This window comes from Microcoleus sp. S36a_B3, from assembly GCF_036700745.1.
GTDB lineage: Bacteria > Cyanobacteriota > Cyanobacteriia > Cyanobacteriales > Microcoleaceae > Microcoleus.
Map to the genome: position 1 here is coordinate 131,807 of NZ_JAUBPN010000002.1, position 26,817 is coordinate 158,623.

Here is a 26,817-nt window from a genome sequence, read left to right on the forward strand (position 1 = left end):
GGTTAACAGTTAACAGTTAACAGTTGGCTGTTGACTGTTGACTAACATAAGGTAAGGTGCGCGACCCGACGCACCCGCAGCGCGAACAGGATCAGGTACAGGCGCACCCACTACATTGACTTAATCTACAAATTACAAACTAACCTAAAAAAAATCATGTCAGTATTTGTTGAAGTAGACCACGTTGACCGCGTATTTGATCTGCCAAATGGAGAGCAATACATCGCTCTTAAAAATATCGAACTTAAAATTAAAAAGGGAGAATTTATCTCCTTAATCGGACACTCTGGCTGCGGCAAATCTACACTGCTAAATATCATCGCTGGTCTCGACAGGGCAAGTCAGGGTGGGATTACTTTAGAAGGGCGTGAAGTCCGCGATCCAGGCCCGGATCGGATGGTGGTGTTTCAAAATTATTCGCTGCTTCCTTGGCTGACTGTTCGCGAAAATATCGCCCTCGCAGTGGATGAAATCTACAGCGGTAACACTCAAGAAGAGCGCGAATTAGTCATAGAACACCATATTAAATTAGTAGGACTCGGACAAGCTGCCAAAAAACGGCCTGGGGAAATTTCTGGGGGGATGAAACAAAGAGTTGCGATCGCCCGCGCCCTCGCGATTCGCCCGAAATTGCTGCTGTTAGACGAACCCTTTGGTGCTCTTGATGCTTTAACTCGTGGCGGTTTGCAAGACCAGTTGATGAAAATTTGCCAGGAAAGCAAAGTCACCAGCGTGATGGTAACTCACGACGTTGATGAGGCTTTGTTGTTGAGCGATCGCATTGTCATGCTTACCAACGGCCCGGAAGCGCAAATCGGACAAATCCTCGAAGTGGACATTCCCCGCCCCCGCAAGCGCATGGAAGTTGTCAACCATCCGAGTTACTACGCGCTACGCAACGAAATTGTTTACTTCCTCAACCAGCAAAAGCGCGTCAAACAACGCCGGGCCCAACAACAACTACCTGCGATCGCCCGCAACGGCCTGGAAAAAGTCAACCTCGACATCGGGTTTATTCCCCTCACCGACTGCGCGCCCTTAGTCGTAGCCAAAGAAAAAGGATTTTTCAAAGCCCACGGCTTAGAAGAAGTTACCCTCGTGCGCGAACCAAGCTGGAAAGCAATTGCTAAAGGCGTAGCCCAAGGACGGCTGGATGCGGCGCAAATGGTCGCAGGAATGCCGATCGCCATGTTGTTGGGATTGGACGGCGAAGCCCCGGTGCCAGTCTGTAGCGCCCTCACTCTGTCTCGCAACGGCAATTCGATTGTTTTGAGCAAACACCTCTACAAACAAGGTATTCGGACATTAGAGGATTTCAAAGCTGCGATCGCCAGCACCCCCGACAAAGCTCACACCTTGGGGACGGTACACTCCGCCTCCATGCACAATCTGCTGTTCCGCTACTGGCTGGCCGCCGGCGGCATCGACCCCGACCTTGACGTGGGCTTGACCGTGATTCCGCCCCCGCAGATGGTATCGAATTTAAAAGCAGGTAACATTGACGGCTACTGCGCCGGCGACCCCTGGAACAACCACGCAGTCAACGACGGTAGTGGTTTTGTCATCGCCCGTTCCCTCGATATTCTGCCCGGACACATCGAAAAAGTTCTCGGTGTTACCGAAGATTGGGCTCAGAAATATCCTCAAACCCACGTCGCCCTCGTCAAAGCGCTTTTGGAAGCCTGCGACTACTGCGACGATCGCCGCAACCGCGAAGAAGTGCTGGGGTTGATTTGTCAAGAACAATACATCGGCGCAGACTCCAAAAACATCCGCCCGGGATTCCTCGATCCGTACAACTGCGGCACCGAGGCGGAACCCCAAATGCTCTACAACTTCAACCAGTTCTACGTTGACCAAACCAATTGTCCAGACCGCCTAGAAATGGTGTGGGTGATGGCGCAGATGGCCCGCTGGGGTCTGATTCCGTTCCCGAAAAACTGGGTGGAAGTGGTCGATCGAGTGTTGCGGCCCGATGTCTTCGGTCAAGCAGTTCGCGAGTTGGGTTTGCCGGATATTTCGAGAGTTCGTCGGACGATCGAGCTATTTGACGGCACTGTCTTTAATCTAGACGACCCGATCGACTATCTCCAGAATGTCAAAATCAAGCGCGGCCTCCGCATTGAAGAAATCTTAATTGAACAAATAGGCAGTCAGTGTTCTATCAAAATCCCTGCATAACCAGTAAATAGGAAGAGGAAATGAGGAGTAAGAAATTAGGAAACAAGACTCCACATTTTCCGATTTCCACAACTCCCAAAATCCCTCTCAATCTAAAAGCTTCATGTCTAATCCTCAAAAAAACAAGCCAATTTCTGAAAATATGCAAACTCTAACAACTCCCGAAACTACTAATTTTCACACAGAAAAACCCGGTTTTTTAACGATAAAAAACGTATCCAAAGTCTACAAAAATCAGAAAGAACCTGACAAACCTTTTGTCATTCTCGACGGTGTAAACCTGACTGTTAATGAAGGCGAATTTATTTGTTTGATCGGTCACTCCGGCTGCGGCAAATCAACTTTGCTGAACATGATTGCGGGATTCAACGGGCCGACCAGCGGAGAAGTTGCTCTGGAAGGTTCGCCGATTACTGAACCCGGCCCCGATCGCATGGTGGTGTTTCAAAACTACTCCCTACTACCTTGGCTGACTGCTACTGAAAACATCCACCTCGGTGTTGAAAGTGTTTATGCTGACAAGTCCGCAGAGGAACACAATGCGATCGTCAAACAAAACTTAGAATTAGTGGGGCTGACCGAAGCTGCTAATAAAAGACCGGGCCAATTGTCCGGGGGGATGAAACAGCGGGTGGCGATCGCCCGAGCTCTAGCAACTCGCCCCAAACTATTGATTTTGGACGAACCTTTCGGAGCTCTAGATCCGATTACGCGGGAAGAATTGCAGGAAGAATTGCTCAAAATCTGGCGCGAGCACAAAATTACCGTCATCATGATCACTCACGATATTGATGAAGCTTTGTTTTTAGCCGATCGCATCGTGATGATGACCAACGGCCCCGCCGCTTCCATCGGCGAAGATATGCACATTCCCTTCAGCCGTCCCCGCAACCGGACTCGGGTAATGGAAGACCCCAGATATTACGAACTGCGGAACTTTGCTTTGGAGTTCCTGTTTTCTCGCTACGCCCACCACGAAGAAGATGAAGCAACGGAATCGGAAACAGAAACCGTCGCGATACCCCTGCCAGTACCTGCTGGCAAAAAGCCTGCAGTTGCTGACAAGCCAAGGCCAGAGGTATCTTTTATGCCTCACGCTACTGAACCCGTAGAAGCTTCACCGCTCAAAGGAGCTATCTTCGCAGTGTCGTGGTTGGCAGCAATGGCTACTTTAGCAGCAGTCAATATGTCTGCGGTTTCCAGTCAGCTAAAGCAAGCGAAACTAGGAGAAACTGCACTGCAAGCGCCGACTGTGGCCGCGGTTGTGAGTTCTCCCCCCAGCCCTGCGCCAGTTGCGGTTAGCCCTGCGCCTGTTGCGGTTAGCCCTGCGCCTGTTGCGGTTAGCCCTGCGCCTGTTGCTGCGAGTCCTGCGCCTGTCGCTAGCCCTGCGCCGATGATTGCTGCGAGCTCTGCGCCTGTGGCTGCGAGTCCTGCGCCGATGATTGCGGTTAGCCCCGCGCCGATGATTGCGGTTAGCCCCGCGCCTGTCGCTAGTCCTGCGCCGATTGCTGCAAGCCCTGCGCCTGTTGCTGCGACTAACAGCACCGGATCGGGGATTTCTGACAAAGCGGAACTCGATACGATCGCAAACCAGTTATATGCAAAAATTGACCAAAATTGGAGGACAACTCCGACATTTACCGAAAGTTTGACTTATCGGGTCAAAGTGAAACAAAACGGCGATATCCTACAGTTCGATCCCACAAATCAAGCAGCTAAAGATTTTGTCAAAGAAACGCCTCTGCCGGTTTTGCAAACTCCAGCAGGTGTCGTCGCAGGCGATCGAACAACGGCTGAATTTCAAGTAAATTTTAGCCCCAGCGGCGTATTAGAAGTTAAAACAGCCAAGTAGGCGAAAGCTTCCCGCACGCAGCTCTTAGATTGCTATGAACAACCAAGTTAGTCGATTTTCGCATTCAAGATTTGAGCTTAAAAATTTATTTCACAGATAAATCTGGCAGCTTTAGCGGAAGTGTAAAATTTGGGATATCGAATCAGGACTGTCTGGTTTCCGTTTTTGGTAATTAGTGTATTCGCCCACTGTTTTACAGGGGAGTTATAAACTGTCATAAACTGGCTGCAAATAAGAGCGATCGCGAGTTTTAGTAAGACAGCGGTTAATTTTAAATCAGGGTATTTTCCGCTGCTGTGAAGCGTTTTTTGGGTAATTTTGTAATAATTGATACATTGTTGGGAACAATTTGTTCTGATTATAATGACAAATTACCTATTATCCATGAGCTTTCAAAAATTAGCATCTAAAATCACCAGATGGAAACTATAAAAACTCTTTGCCCTTACTGCGGTGTAGGTTGCGGTCTAGAAGTTGTTCCCGACAAAAAACAAAGTTGGAAAGTTCGAGGCGATCGCAATCACCCATCAAGTCACGGTATGGTTTGTATTAAGGGAGCAACGGTAGCAGAGTCCATTCGGAGCGATCGGCTACTTTATCCGATGATGCGAGACACTCTCGACCAACCCTTCCGCCGCGCTAGTTGGGACGAAGCTCTCGATGCCATTGTTAACCGCATCCAAACAATTCGCAGCACCACTGGCCCCGATGCTTTGTGCGTTTACGGTTCGGGTCAATTCGTAACAGAAGATTATTATGTTGCTCAGAAACTCATGAAAGGTTGTCTGGGTACAAATAATTTTGATGCGAATTCTCGCTTGTGTATGTCTTCAGCAGTTTCGGGATACGTTCAAAGCTTTGGTTCGGACGGGCCGCCTTGCTGTTACGACGATTTAGAATTAACAGATTGTGCTTTTATTGTCGGTAGCAATACAGCGGAATGCCATCCAATTGTGTTCAACCGCTTGGCCAAATATCACAAAAAAAATCCCAATGTCAAGATGATTGTGGTAGATCCGAGGCGGACTCCGACTGCTGAAGCGGCAGATTTGCACTTAGCAATTAAGCCCGGTACGGATATAGATTTGTTCAATGGAATTGCATATTTACTGTTGCGAAAACGGGCAATAGACCCTGAATTTATTCAAGACTGTACGGAAAATTTTTCAGCTTTTGCGGAAGTTATTAGCAGCTACACGCCGGATTTTGTCGCCTCGCGCTGCGGTATTAGTGTTAGCGATTTAGAAACGGCTGCCCGTTATTGGGAACAGTCGCAGCGGGTTTTGTCGCTGTGGTCGATGGGCATCAACCAGTCCTCCGAAGGTACGGCGAAGGTGCGATCGCTAATTAATTTGCACTTGATGACCGGTCAAATCGGCAAACCGGGATGCGGCCCGTTTTCCCTGACTGGCCAGCCAAACGCGATGGGAGGGCGGGAAGCCGGAGGACTCTCTCACCTACTCCCCGGTTACAGATTTGTGAAAAATGCCGAACACAGAACCCAAGTCGAGGAGTTTTGGGGAATTGCACCGGGAAGCATTTCCCCAAATCCCGGCCGCACTGCTTGGGAGATGATTTTGGGATTGGAAACTGGCGATGTTGAGTTGCTGTGGATTGCAGCTACTAATCCGGTAGTGAGTATGCCGGATTTGGAACGGACAAAGGCTGCTTTGCTGCGATCGCCCTTGACGATTTATCAAGAAGCTTATTATCCCACGGAAACCTCAGCCTACGCTCACATCCTGCTGCCGGCAACCCAGTGGAGCGAAAAAACCGGAGTGATGACAAATTCCGAACGCCGCGTTACTCTCGGCCCGGGTTTCGACATTCCTTTAGGGGAAGCGCGCGATGACTGGAGCATTTTTGCAGAAGTCGGCCGCCGCTTGGGTTTTGTCGAACATTTTGCTTTCGACAGCAGCGCTGATGTATATCAAGAGTTCGTGCAGTTGACAAGGGGCAGGCCTTGCGATGTAACTGGCCTGAGTCACGAATATTTGCGCCTCCAAGGCCCCCAGCAGTGGCCCTGTCCCGAAAACGAGCCTCCGCATCCAGCCAATGAAGCGAAACGGCTGTATACTGACAGGCGTTTTCACACCGACGACGGGCGGGCAAAATTTTCGGCTTATCACTCGCGGGGACTCGCTGAACCTCCAGATCCTAACTATCCGTTTGTGTTGACGACGGGGAGACTTTACGGACACTGGCACACGATGACGCGCACGGGTAGAACTGAGAAAATTAATCAATTGCACCCCGATCCGTTTTTGGAAATTCACCCGCGCGATGCTGCGAAATTGCAGATTAATGAGGGGGATTTGTTGGAAGTTCGATCGCGCCGCGGCAAGGCTCGGTTTCCGGCAAAAGTTACTAAGGCGATCGCCCCTGGTACGCTATTTGTACCGATGCACTGGGGTGCTCTGTGGGCCGAAGAAGCTGAAGCCAATGCTATGACTCATTCGGCAAGTTGTCCCGATTCCAAACAGCCAGAGTTAAAAGCTTGCGCCGTGCAATTGGTATTGGTGGGGGCGGAAACAGCAGCGCCGGCTGTGGCAGAAGTTGCCGCAGGGGTTGAGGAATTTAATTGGGCCAAATCCACTGTCGCCGTTACTTCTCTATCTGGCCTCTAACTTTGGGATTTGACATACTCACCTAGCCGGATCGATCTCATTACCTGGGTTTCGTCCCACAGACTCCGGCAAAATCGTAATTTTTTGTTAAGGAACCGGGTTTCAAGGCAGTCAAGTACGGCACAATCCCCGGTTGCTCTATTTTCGTCAAAACTTCTCTCGCCCTAGCAATTGTGACCCAGACGCACCGAAAGAACGGCGTTATCGGGAACTCCTGGCAAACCCGGATAATTCAATTAATTTAGGGTCAGCTTTTCCTGCTAGATTCGCGGTTTTTCGTCTCGCCCAAAAGCTTGCGGCATTCTTTTGGATCGATCGGCTCAAAAAATTGCAGTTTGCAGGTATAGGTGCTATGATTGTTTTCACAAAGCTTTATTTTCGGCAGTACAGTTCGTTCGATCGGCGTTCCTCCGGATTTAAATCTCTACAACCTCGATTCTGGAGAATGTTCAATGTCAATCTATGTCGGCAATTTATCCTACGAAGTAACGCAGGAGCACCTCAGCCAAACTTTTGGTGAGTACGGCACAGTCAAGCGCATTCAAGTGCCTGCTGACCGTGAAACAGGTCGGATGCGCGGTTTCGCTTTCGTAGAAATGTCTACTGAAGCAGAAGAAACTGCCGCCATTGAAGCTCTTGACGGTGCTGAGTGGATGGGTCGCGACCTCAAAGTCAATAAGGCAAAACCCCGCGAAGAACGTGGTTCTTCTAACAGCGGTAACTGGGGCAACAACGACCGCTCCTCTCGTCGCTACTAAACCATTTAGAGCTAAATTTTTAGCTCGATCGTGTGTTTGCCCGATCGAAAACGGAGTCAACAATCATAATTTGTTGAGAATAGATAGTTGATTCTGCGATCGCATCGAGCCTTGAAATCCTCAAAATGTTGCCAAACAACAGCTTGAGGTTTTTTTATGTCAAATTTTTATCCGCGCCTGTAGAAGCTTGTATCTAACTTGAGAGAGGGGGAGAGGGGGAGGGAGAGGGAGAGGGAGAGGAGAGAGAGGGAGAGGGGGAGAAGATTTTTGAGCCATCGTCGAAATATAGCGGTTATAAAAAAAGCGAGGATAGCCCAATGCCCCATCCCTCCGCTTCGCTCCGCCCAATGCCCCATCCCTCCGCTTCGCTCCGCCCAATGCCCAATGCCCAATGCCCCATGCCCAATCCCAGATAGTACCTCATCTTTTTGAGAAATGCTATATATCTTATTAATAAGTCTATTACTTTAACTAATCCCTTAAAATGTGGAAAGCGCTAATTTAAAATATCAGGTAATTATCGAACATGACTATTGAATTAACAAAGGGTGACAGATTTAATCTTTCTAAAGAAGCTCCTGATTTCAAGAAAGTTGCGATCGCCCTGGGGTGGCAAGTCAGCCAGACAGCACAAAACTGCGATATTGACGCATCTGTGTTTATGTTAGGCGCTGACGGTCGCATTCCCGATGAAAAGTATTTTGTATTTTACAACAATCTGACCTCGCCGGACGGTGCGGTGCGACATTCAGGTGACAGCAGGAATGGACAAATTGAGGGAGATGATGAGACGGTTTATCTGGATTTGAGTAAAATCAATTCGGCGATTCAGGAAATTGTGTTTGTTGTGACTATTCACGATGGACAGGAAAAGAATCAAAGTTTTAGTCAAGTTAAAAATGCTTTTATCCGGCTTTACAGTTCAGAGAATCTTAGCGAATTGGTTCGGTACAATTTAAATCAGATATTTTCCCAAGAAACGGCTTTAGAATTTGGACGGTTGTATAAGAAAAATGGCGAATGGAGGTTTCAGCCGGTAGGACAGGGATATAATGCTGGGTTGCAAAGTTTTGTAGACAAGTATTATGTTGAGAATGCGGTTGAGAAAAGCTCGAATGCTGGTGAGAAGGTTGATGATGCTGAGGTTTTGAAGCAGTTTAGCGATCGGGTGGATCGATTATTGCGCGAAGAGGCGATCGAGGAGACACCAATTCCAGTATCTAGCGAAGCGGTAGAACAGCCGGCTGCTATTCCTATTAATGCGGATACTGTGGAATCTGAAGAAGAGGCAAAAATTGATGATTCTGCACTAGAGAATCTGGAACCAGTTATTAGTGCTGAGGAATTTTTGAAACGGTATAAAGAGGGAGAACGAGATTTTACAGGGATTAACTTATCGGGAGTGGATCTAAGCGGAAAAATCCTGCATTCTGTCAATCTGAGTAACGCTAATCTCAGCGGTGCAGAACTTTCTGAAACGAACTTATACGGTTCTAACCTGAGTGAGGCAAATTTATCTCATGCAAACCTTCACACAGCTAATCTAACCGGAGTAAACTTAGGGAAAACAAAATTCACAAATGCAAATTTAAGTGAAGTAAATCTGCATTGTGCTAACTTAAGTGAAGCTAACTTAAGTGGAGTAAATCTCAGTAGTGTTCATTTGTTCTCGAAGACAAACTTCAGCAAGGCAAACCTCAGTAAAGCGAACTTAACTGGGTTAAATTTGAGGGAATCACAATTAATGAAGGCTGATTTGAGTAATGCAAACCTAAGTAATACTAACTTATTAAAGGCAAATCTTCAAGGGGCAAATCTTGAAGGAGCAGAATTGCAACAAGCGCTTTACAACGCAGATACGATCTTCCCCACAGGCTTTGACCCTGTTAAAGCAGGTGCTTGCTTAATCGCTCCTAATGCTTCATTCCAAAAAGCAAACCTAGCGAGTCGTAATTTGAGTCATGTCAACCTGAGTGAAGCTAACTTGAGTGGTAAAAATCTAACTAAAACAAGTTTGGAGTCTGCAAACCTCGTGCAAGCTAATTTGAGTAACACCAACTTAAGTGGAGCATATCTAAATGGTGCCAACCTAATTGCAGCAGACTTAAGTGGAGCGAATTTGCAAAATGCAGAAACACGTGGAGCAAATTTTAGTGGTGCTAATCTAACAAAAGTTAATCTGGTTGGTGTAACTCTTCAATGCAATTTAAGCGGAGCAATATTAAGTGAAGGAAATCTCTGTGGAGCTAACCTTAGTTATGGAAATTTTAGTGGAGCAAACCTAACTTTGGCAGACTTGCGTGGCGCAAATTTGCAGGGTACAAACCTAGAAAAAGCTAATTTAATAGGAGCAAATCTAAGTGGGGTGACAAATCGGGAAACGGCAAAACTCGCAGGTGCAATTATGCCAGATGGGACAATTAACGAATGAATTCGATCGCCAATATTAAAGAGCAAGATGAACAATTTATTTGTGTCAATTTAACCGAAAGTCCGCCAGGGAATTCATTCCCTGGCGGACTGAGGGAAAGAGCGTTAACTTGACACCAATGGTGGGGTGTGCATCGCCCAAAAATAGATTATAATTAATGTGAAATATCAAATACATAGATTTTCGATGAATGAATCGGACAAAGAAATTATAGAATCTACCCTCCGATGGATGACGGAGTTTGTCGAGTTACCGCATCCAGTTTTCAGCGATTTACCGATTTGTCCCTTCACTAAAAAAGCACGCTTGGCAAATCAAATTTTATTCAAAATCGAGCGGTTTTCAGCGCTGACTCAGTTTGAGGCAGATTCTACTATCATGAAATCGATTCATGAATTTGCTAATTCCGAATTTGAAATAATGGTAGTAATTAATCCCGATAAAACTGCGATTAGTGCGCCACAAACTCAAGAATTGATGGACAAATTAAACACTCAGATTTATGAGTTGGGATTGCTAGCTTTTCACACTCATCCCGAAGAAGATTTTAATATTGACGGGCTTTATACTAGGAGGATGCCGTATCCGGGCTTCACTGTGCAAGTAAATTCTAAGCTGAAGCCAGCTTCCGATTCTCTAGAGAAAACTGAATATTACAAAAATTGGACGGCCCAACAACTAAAAGATTTCGGGATTCCGAGAAATTGACGATCGCCCCTTTTCCCCCTTTCCCCCTATCTTCCTTCGCGCCCTTTGCGCCTTCGCGGTTCAATCCTCCTCCTCCCCAGTTCCCCGCGTCTCTCCTAGCCATTACAATAAGTTCAGGAAAAAATCTTTACACATAAGAACTCATGCAGCTCAAGTCCACAACCCGCCATATTCGCATTTATACCGCCATCCTCGAAGACAACGAACTCGTACCCAGCAATGACCTTTTGACGATCGACATTGACCCAGACAACGAACTAAACTGGAACGACGAGTCAGTCAAGCAGGTATATGCCAAATTCGACCAACTCGTAGATGCTTACGAGGGCGAAGACTTGACAGAGTACAACCTCCGCCGCATTGGTTCGGAATTGGAGCATTTGGTGCGATCGTTCTTGCAAAAAGGCCAAATCAGCTACAACCTCAACAGCCGCGCTGTCAACTACAGCATGGGACTTCCCCGTGTTGATGCCAAAATTCACCTCTAAGGGGAAAGTCGGAGAGGGGGAAAGGGTGCAATAGCGATTGGGGGAGAGGGAAGAGTGGGAGAGAGTCTGATGGGAAAAATCATCCCCATTTCCTCTTCTTTCTCCCCTCCAACCTCAACATTGAGCCGTTAAATTCTTGACAATCCCATTCCCGCACTGCTTCGATTACGCCGAATTTTCCCGATCCTTATTCTTCAGTTCCCTTGGTTTCTGCGTCTTTCCCACTGTCATTCGGATCGATCGCACAATTGGGATCGCGAGCCAAAAACTGCTTTACTGCAAGTTGGCGGTTAGTCATAAACTGACCCCAAGCGCCGGGAAACATCTGATCCAAGGTTTCCACCAGCGCCCAAACTTCAAGATTCATCACTTTGTAATAAAAACCGTGAGAATGCTGAATCCTAGTCAGCATTTCGTCTACCTCAACAGGAGGTAGCAGCTTCGGATCGCGTAAATTATCGCCAAAGGCGCTGGACTCATGTAGGGGCATGGTTAAAAATTTAACAGCTTACTGATTGTCGGTCAGTTGATTTTAGATTTTAGATTTTAGATTTTCGCTTAGAAATTGATTCCACGGATGAATCTGGGCGGGATTGTATCCGTCTCAGGCTCAGGTTAAATTTAACTTGACTTGCCCGCCCTCGGCTACAAGGCACCGATCGCCAGATAGACCAAACCGAGAATATGTGTTTATTTATAGCTAAAAGCTCAGGGTATTTCTACGTATAGCGGTTCGATCGCGTAGTGAGGTATGCCCTGTTTGGCCAATGCCCGGTTTGCCGCATAGTAACTCATATGAGATTTCAAAAGCCTATATCTGCATCCTAGCATCAGAGTTCGTCTAAAATCTCAATTAGCTTGAGGGCTGCGATTGCTTCGTCGGCTGTCAGTCTCAGCAATATCCTGACCTGGGCTGGTGTCGCGCCAGCGTCGATTCCTGAAAGCCGATCGCCAGATTTATCCGGGGGTCAACAAAATGGTAGACTGTTGCTTTGAGTACAAAGCGAAAGTCAAAACTAAAAAATTTTCAGAAAATATCGCCGCGCACACAAAAGTGCAAAAGTGATGAGCCTGGGAACCAAAAAAAACAAGAAATTAGGACTGCAAAGTCTTAAGAATCTCCCTCTGCACAAAAAACGGGAGTGTCATATAATCGCCACATATCAACCTGTCGAGATTCAAGGGCTAAAATAGTTCAGATCGGCACGGCCCAAAGGCGTCAGGAACCCTTATGCAAAACTCTATGCCAAAACACTACCTGTGGGCTGTAGGTGAAGGGATCAAAGCGTGTAAACCAGGCGATCTAATCGGAGGTCGCTATTTGGTCAAGCGCGATCGGCTTCTTGTCGATACTCAACCCGAACAGTTGCCGGAACTGCCCGAAGAGATTCCGAGCGCGATCGTTCCTTATTTGAGATTGTTTGCCTATCAGTTGCACGTACCTCAAGTATACGGGCTGATATCGTCCCAGACGAGCAAACTCTCAGGAGATATCTGGCTGTTGGAAAACGCGCCTATTGTGAAGGTGACGGAATCTTTAATGCCGGAATTGGCGGACTCCTGGAAAGGAGCCTCCGCCATGCGACAGCTCAATTGGCTGTGGCAAATTGCCAAGTTGTGGCAGCCTTGTATGGCTCAGGGCGTGGCTTCCACCCTGCTGACTCCCGAACTGTTGCTGGTGTCGGGCCAGTTAGTCAGGTTTCTGGAATTGCAGCCCGATCGCAAACCGCCTAATTTGTCGCAGTTGGGCAAATTGTGGCAGCAGTGGATCGATGATGCTGACCCCACGATTGCCAATTTTTTGAGGCAACTTTGCCAGCAAATGGTCGCCGGTCAAGTGCGCCAAGGCGAACAACTCATGGGCCAGTTGGATAAAGCTCTGGCAAAATCCGGCCGATTTTACGATCGTCACATTGAGATTGCTACGGGCACAGATGTGGGCCGAGCCCGGGCTCATAACGAAGATGCTTGCTATCCGCCGGATGGTACGGTATTTGCCGGACTCCCCGGCGCGTCGGCTTGCGCGATCGTCTGCGACGGTATCGGCGGACAAGACGGCGGCGAAGTCGCTTCGGAATTGGCGATTGCTGTACTTCAGGAAAAATTGCAGCTTCTTCCCCTGCATCAAGCTAATTGGGACCCGCTGAGCCTGACTTCCAAGCTCGAACGGGCCGCCTGTGCCGCTAACGACAAGATAGCCAGTCGCAACGACAGCGAAAACCGCCAAGGCCGCCAGCGAATGGGCACTACCCTAGTCATGGGTTTAGCTCACATTCACGAAGTCTACGTCGCCCACGTCGGAGACAGTCGGGCTTACTGGATTACCCGCACCGGCTGCTATCAAGTTACTCTCGATGACGATGTAGCTTGTCGTGAGGTGCGTTTGGGTTATTCGCTATACCGCGATGCTTTGGAACAAGTCGCCGCCGGGGCTCTGATTCAAGCTTTGGGCATTACTTCCTCCAACACTCTGCACCCGACAGTGCAGCGATTTCCGGTGGATGAGGATTGCGTTTTTCTGCTGTGCTCCGACGGTTTGAGCGATAAAGACCGGGTTGAGGAATGTTGGGAAGCGGAAATTTTGCCAATTCTCGACGGTAGCATTAATGTGGCGAAGGCGCGCGATCGACTGATCGAGATTGCTAATACCAAAAACGGTCACGATAACGTCACCGTGGCTTTAATTCACTGTCAAGCACATTTGAAGGACAATGGCAATACTTTGACAGAATTGTCTGTCGCACCTTTAGATGTGCCGATCGAACTAATGCCCGATGCCGAAGATATGCCCACCGATTTGACCGGCAGCACAGCCCTGATCGAGGCTAATTCTCAACTAAAAACGCAGTTAATACAGCCGCCAGACAGAGGCAAAAGTCTATTTTCGCTGTTAGTAAAAATAGTTTTTTTGTTAGGTTTGGGAGGTGTATTTGCTTATTTTTTCATTCCTCCGGTGGGTCGGGCGATCGATACTGCCGGGGAGTCGATTTTCGGTAAACGCGGTTTAATTAATGCTAGAAGCGAGCCGGAGAAAACTGTTCAACCAGTATCTTCTGAACTCAATTATTTAGAAAAAGGCTCCTTTGTAGAACTTAAAAATTCTGGTAGTGGGGAATTGGGCGCTTCGGGCGATCGCTTGGATTTGCGATCGGCAATCGGTGAGTTGACTGTCAAAGGAACAGTCCCTGCAGGAAGCGTTTTGCAGGTGACAAACAAACAGCTTACGCCTCAAGGCAATTGGCTGGAATTAAAAGTTTGTTCGCTTCCTGCAATAGTGCCGTCGAACTCTCCCAAACCAAAATCAAATAAAGATTTCTCTACTGTTTCCCAACCAACAATCAGTCCATCTCCCGCTGCGGCCAGTCCCTCGCCTTCGCCGGATATTAAGCCAACAGTTGCAGTAGAAATCGCCAAACTGCAAGCGGGAGAAATCGGATGGATTCAGGAAAAAGATGCCGTTTCTAAAGTAGCAATTAACCCAACTCCCAACCCCACTCAACAGGGGAAATGCGCTGTTGGTTATGACTCAAATTCCAATTCTAATTAATTCTCGTCGGTCATCGCTCATTAGTTTTTTTGTTATCCAAGTTTGGTTAATTACTCGCAATCAAGGGTGTTTCTTCAGATTGGATCGCGCGTGGGGAATGCGAGTCCGCAGCATGAAAGCCTATGCAAGTCCGCACGCGCGAACGGGCAGAATAAAAGCCTATGCAAGTCCGCACGCGCGATCGGTCAAGCGCTTTATTTGTGAGTGAGATATGTCGCTAATTCTGGAATTTCACCCGCGCGCTGCCACTCGGCTGCGCCCAGGCGTACTTTGGTGCGATCGGTAATCTTCTGCACATCTCGCAATTGCTTTTTCGTATAAGGCCCCTCGGCTTTACCGCTGCGGAATACGTACCATTGAGCCTGTTCTGGTTTGGGCTTGTTCGTTGGTGACGATCGCTTTTGAGGTGGTGAAGTTGACTTTCTGACAGGCCTCATCCGAGTATTGCCCAACTCGGCTGCAAGCTGGTTGAGTTCGACTTCAACTGGATCTGGATCGGATAAATTAGCATTGGACGATCGCCTTTTAGCTGAAGTTTTAACTGCAGGCTGACCCCTAGCAATGTCTACTTCGCGACGCGAACCCCAGAAATGCCACAGCACAACCCAAACTAGCGCCACGATATATCCTAAAATCTGTTCTTCTGCTTTTAACCATTCTGAAGGTTCTCCAAACAGCCGATAACCGATCGCACCAAATACGATCGCGATCAGATTGAAATAAATTAGATAGGTAGCATCATTAGCAGCTAAATGCCAACTCGTTGTATGGCGAACAAAAGATTGACTCGCTGCTGTTTGATTGTGTTTCCAACTTTTTCTAGCTTGAATGTGACTGTATCCGGGAGAGTCAGCGGGCCACCATGTCGCAGCCCAATTAAGCAAATGCGCCGACCAATGATGCCAAACTGCATATCCAACTATACCGCTCCAAAATACGCAAACAACTAACAGAAAAGTTGTCAGCGGCAGTAGCTTTATTGGCACTATTTCGGCCGTGACAATAGTTAGTAAAAAAAATGGAGTACCAGTCAGAATTGGCACAAACAGAATTTCCAATATCTTTAGCAAATAGCTATAGAAAATTCCGAGGAATTTGACCAGAATTTTGATTCGCTTGGCAAAGTGGAAGTGATACAAATAAGTAGATGCGATCGCGCTTCCTAGAATTAAAGCAACAATCTCGCCCGAAGAATTTGCCATCGGCACCATGAAAAGGGCGATCGCCGGAATTCCCATAACAATAGCAGCAGGCAGCGTAGCAAATGCGATAATGCCTTCCCTCCAGTGCAGCCAAGCCGATACTGTTGCTGTCGGCGAGTGACTGTGGCGGCGGATTTCCACCCACTCAGCAAATTTGCTTAAGCCCCAATGGTAGAAAGCAAATAACGGTATCTGACACAACCAAGCAAAGGCGATCGCACCTTCAAAATCAGAATTGCTGATGCTGCGCCAGTACGCTGTGTTAAATCTGTAGTAGTAATAATATCTAGGCAGCAGCACCCAAATAATCAGCCAAAAGCCAATGCTTAAGGCAAACCCTTTTGCCCATGATGCAGGATAGGGAAGGAACTTGGGCCAGTTATTCATGATGGCGACAATGGGAACGGATTTCAATATTGTCCCACTACACTTGACCTGCGGCAATTGTATTTATAGCCTTTCTGTGCTCTGGTATGAGTTACTATCCGGGATTGGGCATAGGGCATGGGGAATGGGGCATTGGCCCGCGCAGGGCATACCTCACCACGCATCGAACCGTTATAGCGTTAAATCTTCCCACCGCTAGGGTTGTGTCGGGAAACATTAGTTTTTTTCCATTCAGTCAAAAACAATCTCAAAATTATCTGTGTTTATCTGCAATTATCGGCGGTTTTCGCATCAAGACAATCGATATTAGATTTGTATTGCATAAGTCCTCGATTAATACATCAAGCGCCGATCAAAGGCAGATTGACCTCGATCGACGCAGAGAATTTTCGATAATTTGTGAGTGAAAAAGGTGTGTTCCAAATTAGGTAATTAAGAGTTGGCAAGTACGGTTTGTCTAAAATCTTCGCGATATTAGTTGACCTGATGAAATACTTCGGTCATTTTTTGATTGACAAATAGCAATGTTTATAGTATGTAAGCGATAAAATGGTGCTAAATTAATTTAGCTCCGGCAACGACCGCGCCGGAAACAAAAGGTTACAATCAAACATACATTCTATTTCGATAACAATACTGTTTATAGCTTGAACTCTCAGTGTCCTACAACAACACCTCAACTCAATTTCAATTTGATTCAATCGACAGCGCCCTCGCAGACATGAAAGCAGGCCGGATGGTGGTAGTAGTCGATGACGAAAATCGCGAAAACGAAGGCGACGTGATTTGTGCCGCCCAATTCGCCACTCCCGACAATATCAATTTTATGGCAGTGAACGCCCGGGGTTTGATTTGTCTGGCCTTGAGCGGCGACAGGCTCGATCGCCTGGAACTGCCCCTGATGGTCAGCAAAAACACGGACAACAATCAAACAGCCTTCACTGTCAGCATCGATGCAGTTAACGGCGTCAGTACCGGCATCTCCGCCGAAGACCGCGCCCGCACCATCCAAGTTGCGATTCACCCGGACACTAAACCTCAAGACTTGCGCCGTCCCGGTCACATTTTCCCGCTGCGGGCGATCGACGGTGGCGTTCTCAAACGCGCCGGCCACACCGAGGCCTCGGTTGACCTCGCCAGACTCGCTGGCCTCTATCCCAGCGGTGTCATCTGCGAAATTCAAAACCCCGACGGTTCGATGGCGAGGTTGCCGGAATTAATCGAGTACGCTAAAACGTACAACCTCAAAATCATCAGCATTGCTGACTTAATTAGCTACCGACTCAAGTACGATCGGTTTGTCCGCCGCGAAACAGTCGCCAAATTGCCCACAGAATTCGGCAATTTCATGATTTATGCCTACCGCGACACTCAAGACGATTCAGAACACGTTGCTATTGTCAAGGGCGACCCCGCAGAATTTAAGGACAAACCCGTGATGGTGCGAGTGCATTCGGAATGTCTGACCGGCGATGCTTTGGGTTCACTGCGCTGCGACTGTCGGATGCAGCTACAAGCAGCGCTGAAAATGATCGAAAATGTTGGTTCTGGTGTCGTAGTTTACTTGCGCCAAGAAGGTAGGGGCATTGGATTGGTCAATAAACTAAAAGCTTACTCGCTGCAAGATTTGGGATACGATACCGTAGAAGCTAACGAGCGGTTGGGCTTTCCTGCCGATCTTCGCAACTACGGCATTGGAGCGCAAATGCTCAACGATTTGGGGGTGCAAAAAATTCGGTTGATTACCAACAACCCACGCAAAATTGCTGGTTTGAAAGGTTACGGCATTGAAGTAGCCGATCGCGTCCCGTTACTGATAGAAGCCACAGATTACAACTCGATTTATTTGGCAACAAAAGCCGAAAAACTCGGTCATATGCTGCTGCAAACTTATTTAGTAACAGTGGCGATTCAGTGGAACGAAGCAAAGGAAGAAAGAAGAGGTTCGAGGGAAGAAGGAAGAAGGAAGAAGGAAGAAGGAAGAGGTTCGAGGGAAGATGGAAAAGAGGAAGATTCTGCCATCCAAAATCGGTACGGACACTTGGAAAAACTGCGGGAATTGGCGGCCAGCCAAGATTTGGTGCTGAAAGAAGAAGCGCGGCCGGTGGGCGTAGCTTTGTTTGGAGAAGGCTCTCTGATAGTTCACCTCGGCTTCGATCAAGCCGGACTCGCAGCCGCGGACTGGTACAAAGACCAAAACCATCCTTATGTCAAGGCGATCGGGCAAATTCTTCAATCCATCAGCAAAGATCCCAATTTGCAAACATTAGAATTCCTGGTTTCCTCCGGTGGAGACCCGCTCAAAACCCTGCAAGTAGGGATCGATCGAGAAACCTTCCCCCTAGCACAAGTCGCGTCCGCCTGCGCCAAGCTTCAACCCCAAACAATTTATAGTTTTTCGGCTATTCCCGATTCAGGCCTGGGAATGTCAAGCTAGGTTCAGCATTTAAAGAGAGCGAATTTGAGATGGACATGAACGTTGGTGACTTTCTGCACCGGCTCGACCTCCGGGGACAAGCGCTTAAAGGCACCAACCTTAGCGGTGCGGAATTCCGAGGAGCCAACCTTAGAGGCACTGACCTCCGAGAAACCAACCTCAAAGGCGCTATTCTCAGGTATGCAGACCTGATCGAAGCAGATATGACCGGCGCAAATCTCAGTGGGGCGGATTTAACTGAGTCACTGCTCAATGTAGCCAACCTCACCAAAGCCGATTTGACCGGTGCTGTCCTCCGAGAAGCTACTCTGGTAGGAGCCGAACTCCATCAAGCCAACCTCAAAGGCGCAAGTTTGATCAAGGCCAATTTAGTTGGAGCAAATCTCCTCCAAGCCAACTTAACCAGAACCAACCTCAGCGGAGCCGATTTGCGCGGTGCTCAGATGACCGGCGCGATTTTAGACAAAGCCGTATACAACAACCGGACAATTTTTCCTGACGATATCAATCCAGCCGCAATGGGAGCATTTTTGCTGGCTCCCAATGCGTCGCTCCCAGGATTAAATCTGATTATGGTAGATTTGACTGAAGCGGATTTAAAGGGAGCCGATTTGCGGCGGACAAACTTATACAAAGCTATTTTATTTGGAGCAAAGCTCGATCGGGCAAACTTAGCAGGAGCCAACCTCAGTGGAGCAGATTTGAGGGAAGCCAGTTTGATCTCTACCATTTTAGAAAAAGCTGTTTACAGCAACCAAACATTGTTTTCAGAAGGAATTGACCTCCGTCTCGGCGGAGCTTATTTAATTGCTCCCAATGTATCGCTGCAAGGGGTAAACTTAACCGGAGCCGACTTAAACGGATCGGATTTAAGCGGAGCTAATTTGAGCAATTCTAACTTAAGTTCGGTCAATCTCAAAAATACAGACCTTAGCAGAGCTAGCTTAAAAAAAGCTTACCTCAAAGGTGCCAACTTGGAGGGAACAGATTTAAGAGGAGCCGATTTAAGCAGCGCCATTTTGCACCAAGTAAACTTGAGTTCTGCAGACCTCCGGGGTGTAGACTTAACAAGGGCCGACCTCAGCGGCGCTAATTTAAGCGATGCCGATTTGAGGGAGACAGATTTCACCGGAGCTACTTTGCTGTTCGCTAATTTGAGCGGGGCAGACTTGAGAGGTGTAGACTTAACAAAAGCCGACCTCAGCGGCGCTAAGTTAAACGAAGCAGACCTCAGAAAAGCAGATTTGATGAGAGTAAATTTGGAGGGAGCAGATTTAACTGAGGTAGACTTGAGCGACGCTCATTTATTCCGAGTTAATCTCAGAGGTGCTAACCTGAAAGGTGCTAACCTGAAAGGTGCACATTTGAAGGGCGTATCTTTGACCGACGCTTATTTGAGCGAAACAGATTTGACCGATGTAGAGCTGAGTCCGAGTTGTTTTGAACCGTCATTAGAATCGGAATGGTAATTAGTCAGTTGGCAGTTGGCAGTTGGCAGTTGGCAGTTGGCAGTTGGCAGTTGTTATTTGTTATTTGACCCGAAAGCATTTGACCCGAAAGCATTGGGTATTTGACAGGAAAGCCTTTGAGAAAAAAGCAGTGGACATTTGGCATTCATAACTAACCAACTGCTAACTACCAACTAACAATTAACAACTAAGAGGGCGGGCACGGGGACACCGCCCCTACCAACTAACAACTAACAACTAACAACTAACAACTAACAACTAACAACTAACAACTAACAACTAAGAGGGCGGGCACGGGGGTACCGCCCCTACCAACCCCCAACTAACAACCCCCAACTAACAACCCCCAACTGCCAACTGCCAACTACCAACTGCCAACTGCCAACTAACAACTGCCAACTAACAACTGACAACTGACCAATGACTAATGACAAACCGTTAGGATCTGTGATTCAAGGTTCCCTCAGTAAGGGATTAGAAGTGCGATTGCACGCTGATGTTTCGGTGGAAGATATGAGGGTGGGGAAATTTCTAGTAGTGCGGGGGGTGCGATCGCACTTTTTCTGTATGCTAACTGACGTGTCTCTGGGAACATCCAGCGGACGCATTTTATCCAACCCTCCTAACCCCAACGACGATTTTTTGATCGCAGTGCTCGCAGGTAGCAGCACCTACGGTACGATCGAGCTTTCGCCGATGTTAATGCTGAGTGCAGAAAAAGAAAAATCTCAAGCAATCTTCGATCCCAAAAGCAAGGGATTCCCTGAAAAGGCGGCGGCGTTAGGCAATTTGGGTTCTTTTGAGGCGCAAAGCGGGGCAGATATGGAACTGCTGCCGGTCAAAACTATTCCCAGCCACTTTTCCCAGGTGTTTGATGCTAAAGAAAGCGATTTTAGAGCGGTTTTTGGCTGGGAAGATGACCCGTACCGTCGCAATTTTGCGATCGGCAAACCGATTGATATGGACGTTCCTGTGTGCTTGGATTTAGACCGATTTGTGGAACGCAGCAACGGAGTTTTTGGGAAGTCGGGAACGGGTAAATCTTTTCTGACGCGCTTGGTTTTGTCGGGAATTATTCGCAAGCAAGCTGCTGTCAATCTAATTTTTGATATGCACTCGGAGTACGGGTGGGAAGCGGTTTCCGAAGGAAAACAATTTAGCACTGTTAAAGGTTTGCGGCAGTTGTTTCCCGATAAAATTCAGATTTATACGCTAGATCCAGAATCGACAAAACGTCGGGGAGTTCGTGATGCTCAAGAGTTGTTTTTGAGTTTCGATCAAATTGAAGTGGAAGATATCTCGCTGGTGCAGCGGGAGTTGAATTTGTCGGAAGCTAGTATCGAAAATGCAATTATTTTGCGTAACGAGTTGGGAAGCGGCTGGATAAATAAGTTGTTGGATATGACGAATGAAGACATCCAAATGTTTTGCGAAGAAAAGCGGGGGAATAAATCTTCGATTATGGCTTTGCAGCGCAAATTAGAACGTTTGAATGATTTGAAATACATTCGCCAACGCTGTCCAAAAAATTATGTGACAGAAGTTTTGCAGTGTTTGGATAGTGGGAAAAATGTAGTAATTGAGTTTGGTTCGCACTCGGATTTGCTGTCGTATATGTTGGCGGCAAATGTGATTACTCGGCGCATTCATGCATCTTACGTGAAGAAAGCAGAGAAGTTTTTGCAGAGTAAGAATCCGTGCGATCGCCCGCAACCATTAGTAATTACCATTGAGGAAGCCCACCGCTTTCTCGATCCGGCGATCGTGCGATCGACTATTTTCGGTACGATCGCCCGCGAAATGCGAAAATACTTCGTAACTTTGCTAATTGTAGACCAGCGTCCCTCCGGTATCGACGGCGAGGTGATGTCGCAAGTCGGCACCCGGATCACTGCTTTGCTAAACGACGATAAGGACATTGATGCTATCTTTACCGGCGTTTCAGGAGGCCAAAGTTTGCGATCGGTTTTGTCGAAACTAGACTCGAAACAGCAAGCATTAGTTTTGGGGCACGCCGTACCGATGCCGGTAGTCGTGCAGACTCGTCCCTACGACGAGCAATTCTACAGGGAAATCGGGGATATTGACTGGCAAGAAATGCCCGACGAACAAGTATTTGCCGAGGCAGAAGCTGCTAAAATGGATTTGGGATTTTAACAACAGATTAAACTTTTATAAAATCCCTCTCGCTCGGCGTTAATCTGCGTGCATCTGCGGTTAAAAAAATCTAATTCCTATGTTTTAATAATTAATTCAACGCGGCGGTTTTTCTCCCTCCCCACCGGGTTGTCTGAGCCGTCTAAATGATTATTAGGAAAAATCGGTTTAGTTTTGCCGTACCCTTTAGTTTGCATTCGGGTATTCTGCACCTTAAAAACGTTGATAAAATAATATTTTACCGCTGCGGCTCGCTTCTGGGAAAGTTCGAGATTATAGGAATCTGCCCCGTGGTTGTCGGTGTGTCCGTTGATTAAAATTTGGGCGTTTTTGTAATGTCTCAGCAGCAGATTTATCTTGGCGAGAGTGGGTTTAGCTTTGGCACGGACGTTATATTTGTCAAAATCAAATAAAATAGTTTCTGGTACATTAATTCTGATGCCTTCAGATACTTTTTCGGCGTTCAACTCTGTTTCAATCTTTTTGACAGTCTCGGTTGTTATTTGAGTTGGTAGCTGCTCCTCTGTCGCAGTTAGATTCGCGGTGATATTCTCAACTTTTACTGTAGTCTGAGCAATAATTTCAACTTTTACAGTAGTAGGAGCAATTGGTATTACTTCTAAGGTTGTAACTGCTGTTGATTCTGATTCAACAGTATCGACTTTTGCGGGTTTACTGGCAGCCAAATGAGAGGATGAGGTCGCGAAAAGCAATGATGAGATTATCGTAGTATTAATCAGTCTAATTAGCTTTGTCATTTCTCAATCACCTGTCAATTGGAATATTGTCGAATAGGGCAATAGAACTCCTCGAATCATTGATAGTGGAATATATCCGCAAATTATTTGCTTTCGGTTGTAACCAACCTACGAATACAAACTGCCCTTTGAGCGTAGTGCCTGGTTTAATCATGATTTGGGTATTATTGGAGGGAGGCAACAAATTATATCGTTGCCCATCGTTGTCGTAGAGATACATACCATTTTCAGCATTAAGTATTACAACTTCCTTGCCACCATTTGTAATCACCATAGTCACTATAATGCTATCTTCACCAAAGGTAATTTTTGTCAGCCGTCTCCATAGTTGGTTATCGATAACCCGGAGGTCGTAAGTTTTTTCAGGTGGCAGAGAGTTTGTAGGTTTTTGGGCAACCTCTAAACTCGTTTGAGTCGGAATTGGTTTTGGAGATTGAGTCTGAACTGGCGTAGGAGTTGGAGTATTGGGTGCGGGCGATGCGGTGGGTTCTTGTGCTATTGGTGTTTGAGTAGGCGGTGAAATCGGTGGAGTCTGAATTGGCGTAGGAGTTGGGGTATTGGGTGCGGACGACGCGGCGGGTGCTTGTGCCAAGGGGTTTTGCACGCAGGCGACACACACCAGCGATAGTAATGCTAATTGTGGGAAATTTTTAGCTTTCATTGCAGCACCCGATCGAGATTTTGCGCTATTTTAATATAGAGTGGTAGCTTGTGTTGCGGGTTTAATCTAGCCTTGAGAATTAGATGAGCTACAAAGTGCGATCGCCTTTAAAATCTCTAACTATCGACTATCAAAAAAATTAGTCATGTTTTTGTGTAAAAAGTCCCCTTCCCTCACCCTCTCGCCCCTCATCGTAAATCTATAAAAATTTGGAGCGAGTTAAGTATCGTTAAGCCGATCGGCATAATTGCTTGTTACCAGGCTCTGGTAACGTAGATAGGCTCTGCTCTGCCTCCTTTTGTCTCGCAACTTACAGGAGAGAGGACTGTAGGAGGTGCTTGAGTTATTAAGTTTTCGATCCTAAGTGAACCATATTGGGCTTGGCATAAGAGATTCCGACAGGGAAAATCCCTGAAAAAAAACACTCTTATTTTGCTTCGTACTTCGCAATGACAATCTTAACCCAAGCCTATTGAATTCTCAATTAAAAGGTGCGGCGATCGACAGTTAAATAACATTAGCCCTCATCTAGGAAGCCCGTATCTACACCCCTCCTATCCTCGAACCTCAATTTCCACAACTTAAGATAGATAAAATTTAGGCATTTAAACGCAAGTTCTAAGGATTTGAACATTTTTTAGCAGCTAGGATTAGGAAAGAGCGATCGTCTCTAACTTTAGGAAAACCCCCAATCAGAGTTTAAGTTATATTAATTGCTTGTGACATTCTCGGCTGTCACAATCGATTGTCAGGGAATTTTGCAACATTCCATATATTTTTTGATACAATATAGGGTGGCTTTGCGGCGCGATCGCTAGTTTGAAAGTCCCAAATATTAAAATTCCCGTCTGTTGAATTCCAGTATAAACAAACACAACTATAATAAACAGGAGCAGTGTATGTACGGTTTAGTTAACAAAGCGATCGAAGAAATGGTTTGTTCTCGCTTCGGAGAAGAGACTTGGGAAACCATCAAAGAGAAAGCAGATGTAGACATTGACTTTTTCATGACAATGGAAGCTTATCCAGACGATTTGACTCACCGGCTAGTAGACTCCGCCAGCGAAGTGCTAGGAATGAGCCCAGACGAGATTTTACAGGCTTTCGGGGAATATTGGGTAATTTATACCGCTTCCGAAGGCTACGCCCAAATCCTCGATCTGGCGGGAGATAACCTGCGGGAGTTTCTGGCAAACCTCGACAACCTCCACGCCCGCGTCGGGTTGAATTTTCCCCAGCTTCAACCGCCTTCGTTTCAGTGTACTGACAACTCCGAAAATAGTATGGAACTTCACTATTACTCTCACCGGCAAGGGTTGGCACCAATGGTGAAGGGGCTGTTGAAAGGCTTGGCGTGCCGATTCCAAACAGAGGTAGAAATTGAGCAAACAAGCGATCGCACTCAGGGTGCAGATAACGACGTGTTCTCCATCCACTACAAATCTAACTGAAGCTATAGCCTCGATCGCAAACATGAGCTATTCATCAATTAATTAATAATTGCTAAATTTAATACCATTTTTCTAAAGATATGCTATGGATTAAGTATTAGCCCCCCCAAAGCATCGGGGGGATTGGGGGGGTAATATCTAGCGCTACTTTATGAAATTGCTATAAAATCTAAACTCTAAACTCTAAACTCGTACCTCATCTTTTTATCGAAAAGCTATATTATGGTTCCCCCTGCATTTAGTTCTCCTCCTTTGATATTTGCAAAGGCTTTTCCATTTCATTTAGCATTTCGGAGACGGGAGACTGAAATTATCCATTTGGGAGATGTTTTAGCTCGAATTTGCCCAGAATTATCTTTAGGAAGTTCCCTGAAGGAACATTTTCGGATCGAACGCCCCAAGATTTCCGTAGAATTTGACGTGATTCGAGAAAAGTCTGACTCGATGTTTTTGATCGAATACTTGCACAGCAAAATCTTACTTAAAGGGCAGATGGTGCCGGCGGAAAATCCAGAAATCATCTTTTTCCTCGGTTCTCCTTGGATCGAAGACTTAGCCGATCTCACTCCGCTGGGGCTGACAATTAACGATTTTGCTCTTCACGATCGGGTAGTGGATTTGCTTTTATTGTTGCAAGGAAAGAAAACTGCCTTAGCGGATGCTAAAAAACTCACTGATAAATTAACTAAACAGCGAGCTCAATTGCGATCGGCATTACAGGAAGCAGAACAGGCGGCGAATGCTATGGCTCAAACTCAACAACTCAAAAAAACTCTCCAAGAATTGCAGCAAACCCAAGCGCAACTGATCCAAAGTGCTAAAATGTCTAGCTTGGGTGAACTTGTGGCTGGTGTAGCTCATGAAATTAACAATCCCATCAACTTTATTGTCGGTAATCTCGACTACGCTAGCGATCGCATTCAAGAATTGTTGCAACTGATCAAGCTGTATCAAAAATACAATCCCGATCCTGCACCGGAAATTGAAGCTTATGCAGATGAAATTGAATTGGATTTTTTAGATGAAGACTTGCCTAAACTTTGTTCTTCCATGCGGGTGGGTGGTGACAGAATTCACAATATCGTGCTGTCGCTGCGTAATTTTTCTCGCCTAGACGAAGCGGAAATGAAGTTTGTCGATATTCACGAAGGGCTAGATAGTACCCTGCTAATACTGCAACATCGCCTCAAGGCAAATAATGGCCGCTCGGAAATTGAAGTGATTAAAGAATATGGCCCTCTGCCACTTATAGAATGTTATCCAGGACAGCTCAATCAGGTGTTTGTCAATCTACTTGGCAATGCGGTAGATGCTTTAGAAAGCCACAAGCAGGAGGGCGGTCAGATTCGGATTCGCACGGAACTTTTGTCGGCGGACGATCGCGCCAGAGTGTTAATTTCCGATAACGGGCCGGGATTTAGTAAAGAAGTTGGCGATCGAATGTTTGACCCATTTTTTACCACAAAACCTGTAGGTCAGGGTACAGGCTTGGGGCTCTCGATCAGTTACCAGATTATTGTTTTGAAACATCAGGGGTTGATTCGCCCTGTTGGTGTACCGGGAGAGGGAGCGGAGTTTTGCATTGAAATTCCCTTGAAGCAAAAAAATAGGGCTGGTGGGATCTAAGCCAGCTTTTAAGCTGCGATCGCCCTCAAGAATTATGTGCCTATGAGGGGGAGAGGGGGAGATTGGGAGAGGGGGAG

17 protein-coding genes are annotated in these 26,817 nt (G+C 46.8%); 13 read left to right on the forward strand and 4 right to left on the reverse strand.

Going from position 1 to position 26,817, the window contains the following annotated elements:
- Positions 1-156 precede the first annotated feature (156 nt).
- The 7 genes from QUA01_RS02690 (at position 157) to QUA01_RS02720 (ending at position 11,045) form a co-directional block, all read left to right on the forward strand.
- Entirely contained in the window at positions 157-2,181 is a 2,025-nt protein-coding gene (locus tag QUA01_RS02690; protein WP_333087749.1) for an ABC transporter ATP-binding/substrate-binding protein, read from the forward strand.
- 103 nt (positions 2,182-2,284) lie between these two features.
- Entirely contained in the window at positions 2,285-4,033 is a 1,749-nt protein-coding gene (locus QUA01_RS02695) for a nitrate ABC transporter ATP-binding protein (protein ID WP_333087747.1), read from the forward strand.
- Positions 4,034-4,452: 419 nt separating this feature from the next.
- The gene (locus tag QUA01_RS02700) at positions 4,453-6,660 is read left to right on the forward strand and encodes a molybdopterin oxidoreductase family protein (protein ID WP_333087744.1); all 2,208 of its coding nucleotides are present in this window, start codon (positions 4,453-4,455) and stop codon (positions 6,658-6,660) included.
- Between the two features lie 452 nt (positions 6,661-7,112).
- A complete protein-coding gene (locus QUA01_RS02705) occupies positions 7,113-7,418 on the forward strand; it encodes an RNA recognition motif domain-containing protein (protein WP_194012852.1) in 306 nt (101 codons plus the stop codon).
- A gap of 526 nt (positions 7,419-7,944) precedes the next feature.
- Entirely contained in the window at positions 7,945-9,849 is a 1,905-nt protein-coding gene (locus QUA01_RS02710) for a pentapeptide repeat-containing protein (protein WP_333087742.1), read from the forward strand.
- 186 nt (positions 9,850-10,035) lie between these two features.
- Positions 10,036-10,557 (forward strand): hypothetical protein, encoded by a 522-nt coding sequence (locus QUA01_RS02715; protein ID WP_333087739.1) that lies wholly within the window; start codon positions 10,036-10,038, stop codon positions 10,555-10,557.
- 143 nt (positions 10,558-10,700) lie between these two features.
- On the forward strand, positions 10,701-11,045 hold the full coding sequence (locus tag QUA01_RS02720) for an NAD(P)H-quinone oxidoreductase subunit M (RefSeq protein WP_332991772.1): 345 nt from the start codon (positions 10,701-10,703) through the stop codon (positions 11,043-11,045).
- A 187-nt stretch (positions 11,046-11,232) separates the two neighbouring features.
- Here QUA01_RS02720 and QUA01_RS02725 read toward each other — a convergent pair whose 3' ends face one another.
- A complete protein-coding gene (locus QUA01_RS02725; protein ID WP_194011901.1) occupies positions 11,233-11,535 on the reverse strand; it encodes a hypothetical protein in 303 nt (100 codons plus the stop codon).
- 753 nt (positions 11,536-12,288) lie between these two features.
- On the opposite strand from QUA01_RS02725, the gene QUA01_RS02730 reads away from it, so the two are divergent.
- Positions 12,289-14,592 carry a PP2C family protein-serine/threonine phosphatase gene (locus tag QUA01_RS02730; protein ID WP_333087738.1) on the forward strand — a complete coding sequence of 768 codons (2,304 nt, stop codon included), beginning with the start codon at positions 12,289-12,291 and terminating at the stop codon, positions 14,590-14,592.
- A gap of 194 nt (positions 14,593-14,786) precedes the next feature.
- On the opposite strand, the gene QUA01_RS02735 is transcribed toward QUA01_RS02730, so the two are convergent.
- Positions 14,787-16,181 carry a DUF4339 domain-containing protein gene (locus QUA01_RS02735; protein WP_333087737.1) on the reverse strand — a complete coding sequence of 465 codons (1,395 nt, stop codon included), beginning with the start codon at positions 16,179-16,181 and terminating at the stop codon, positions 14,787-14,789.
- A 721-nt stretch (positions 16,182-16,902) separates the two neighbouring features.
- Between QUA01_RS02735 and ribBA the strand changes: the two genes are divergently transcribed.
- The 3 genes from ribBA (at position 16,903) to QUA01_RS02750 (ending at position 22,244) form a co-directional block, all read left to right on the forward strand.
- Positions 16,903-18,618, forward strand: a complete 1,716-nt coding sequence (gene ribBA, locus QUA01_RS02740) for a bifunctional 3,4-dihydroxy-2-butanone-4-phosphate synthase/GTP cyclohydrolase II (RefSeq protein WP_442921516.1) — start codon at positions 16,903-16,905, stop codon at positions 18,616-18,618.
- A gap of 29 nt (positions 18,619-18,647) precedes the next feature.
- Positions 18,648-20,087 (forward strand): pentapeptide repeat-containing protein, encoded by a 1,440-nt coding sequence (locus QUA01_RS02745; protein ID WP_194070757.1) that lies wholly within the window; start codon positions 18,648-18,650, stop codon positions 20,085-20,087.
- 420 nt (positions 20,088-20,507) lie between these two features.
- Complete coding sequence (locus tag QUA01_RS02750) at positions 20,508-22,244, forward strand: ATP-binding protein (RefSeq protein WP_333087733.1); 1,737 nt, start codon at positions 20,508-20,510, stop codon at positions 22,242-22,244.
- A 77-nt stretch (positions 22,245-22,321) separates the two neighbouring features.
- Here the strand turns inward: QUA01_RS02750 and QUA01_RS02755 are convergent, their stop codons facing one another.
- Both QUA01_RS02755 and QUA01_RS02760 read right to left on the reverse strand, forming a co-directional pair.
- A complete protein-coding gene (locus QUA01_RS02755; protein ID WP_333087731.1) occupies positions 22,322-23,002 on the reverse strand; it encodes an OmpA family protein in 681 nt (226 codons plus the stop codon).
- A 7-nt stretch (positions 23,003-23,009) separates the two neighbouring features.
- A complete protein-coding gene (locus tag QUA01_RS02760) occupies positions 23,010-23,663 on the reverse strand; it encodes a hypothetical protein (RefSeq protein ID WP_333087729.1) in 654 nt (217 codons plus the stop codon).
- 899 nt (positions 23,664-24,562) lie between these two features.
- On the opposite strand from QUA01_RS02760, the gene QUA01_RS02765 reads away from it, so the two are divergent.
- On the forward strand, positions 24,563-25,114 hold the full coding sequence (locus QUA01_RS02765; RefSeq protein ID WP_194070759.1) for a heme NO-binding domain-containing protein: 552 nt from the start codon (positions 24,563-24,565) through the stop codon (positions 25,112-25,114).
- A 222-nt stretch (positions 25,115-25,336) separates the two neighbouring features.
- Positions 25,337-26,740 carry a sensor histidine kinase gene (locus QUA01_RS02770; protein ID WP_333087727.1) on the forward strand — a complete coding sequence of 468 codons (1,404 nt, stop codon included), beginning with the start codon at positions 25,337-25,339 and terminating at the stop codon, positions 26,738-26,740.
- Positions 26,741-26,817: the final 77 nt, after the last annotated feature.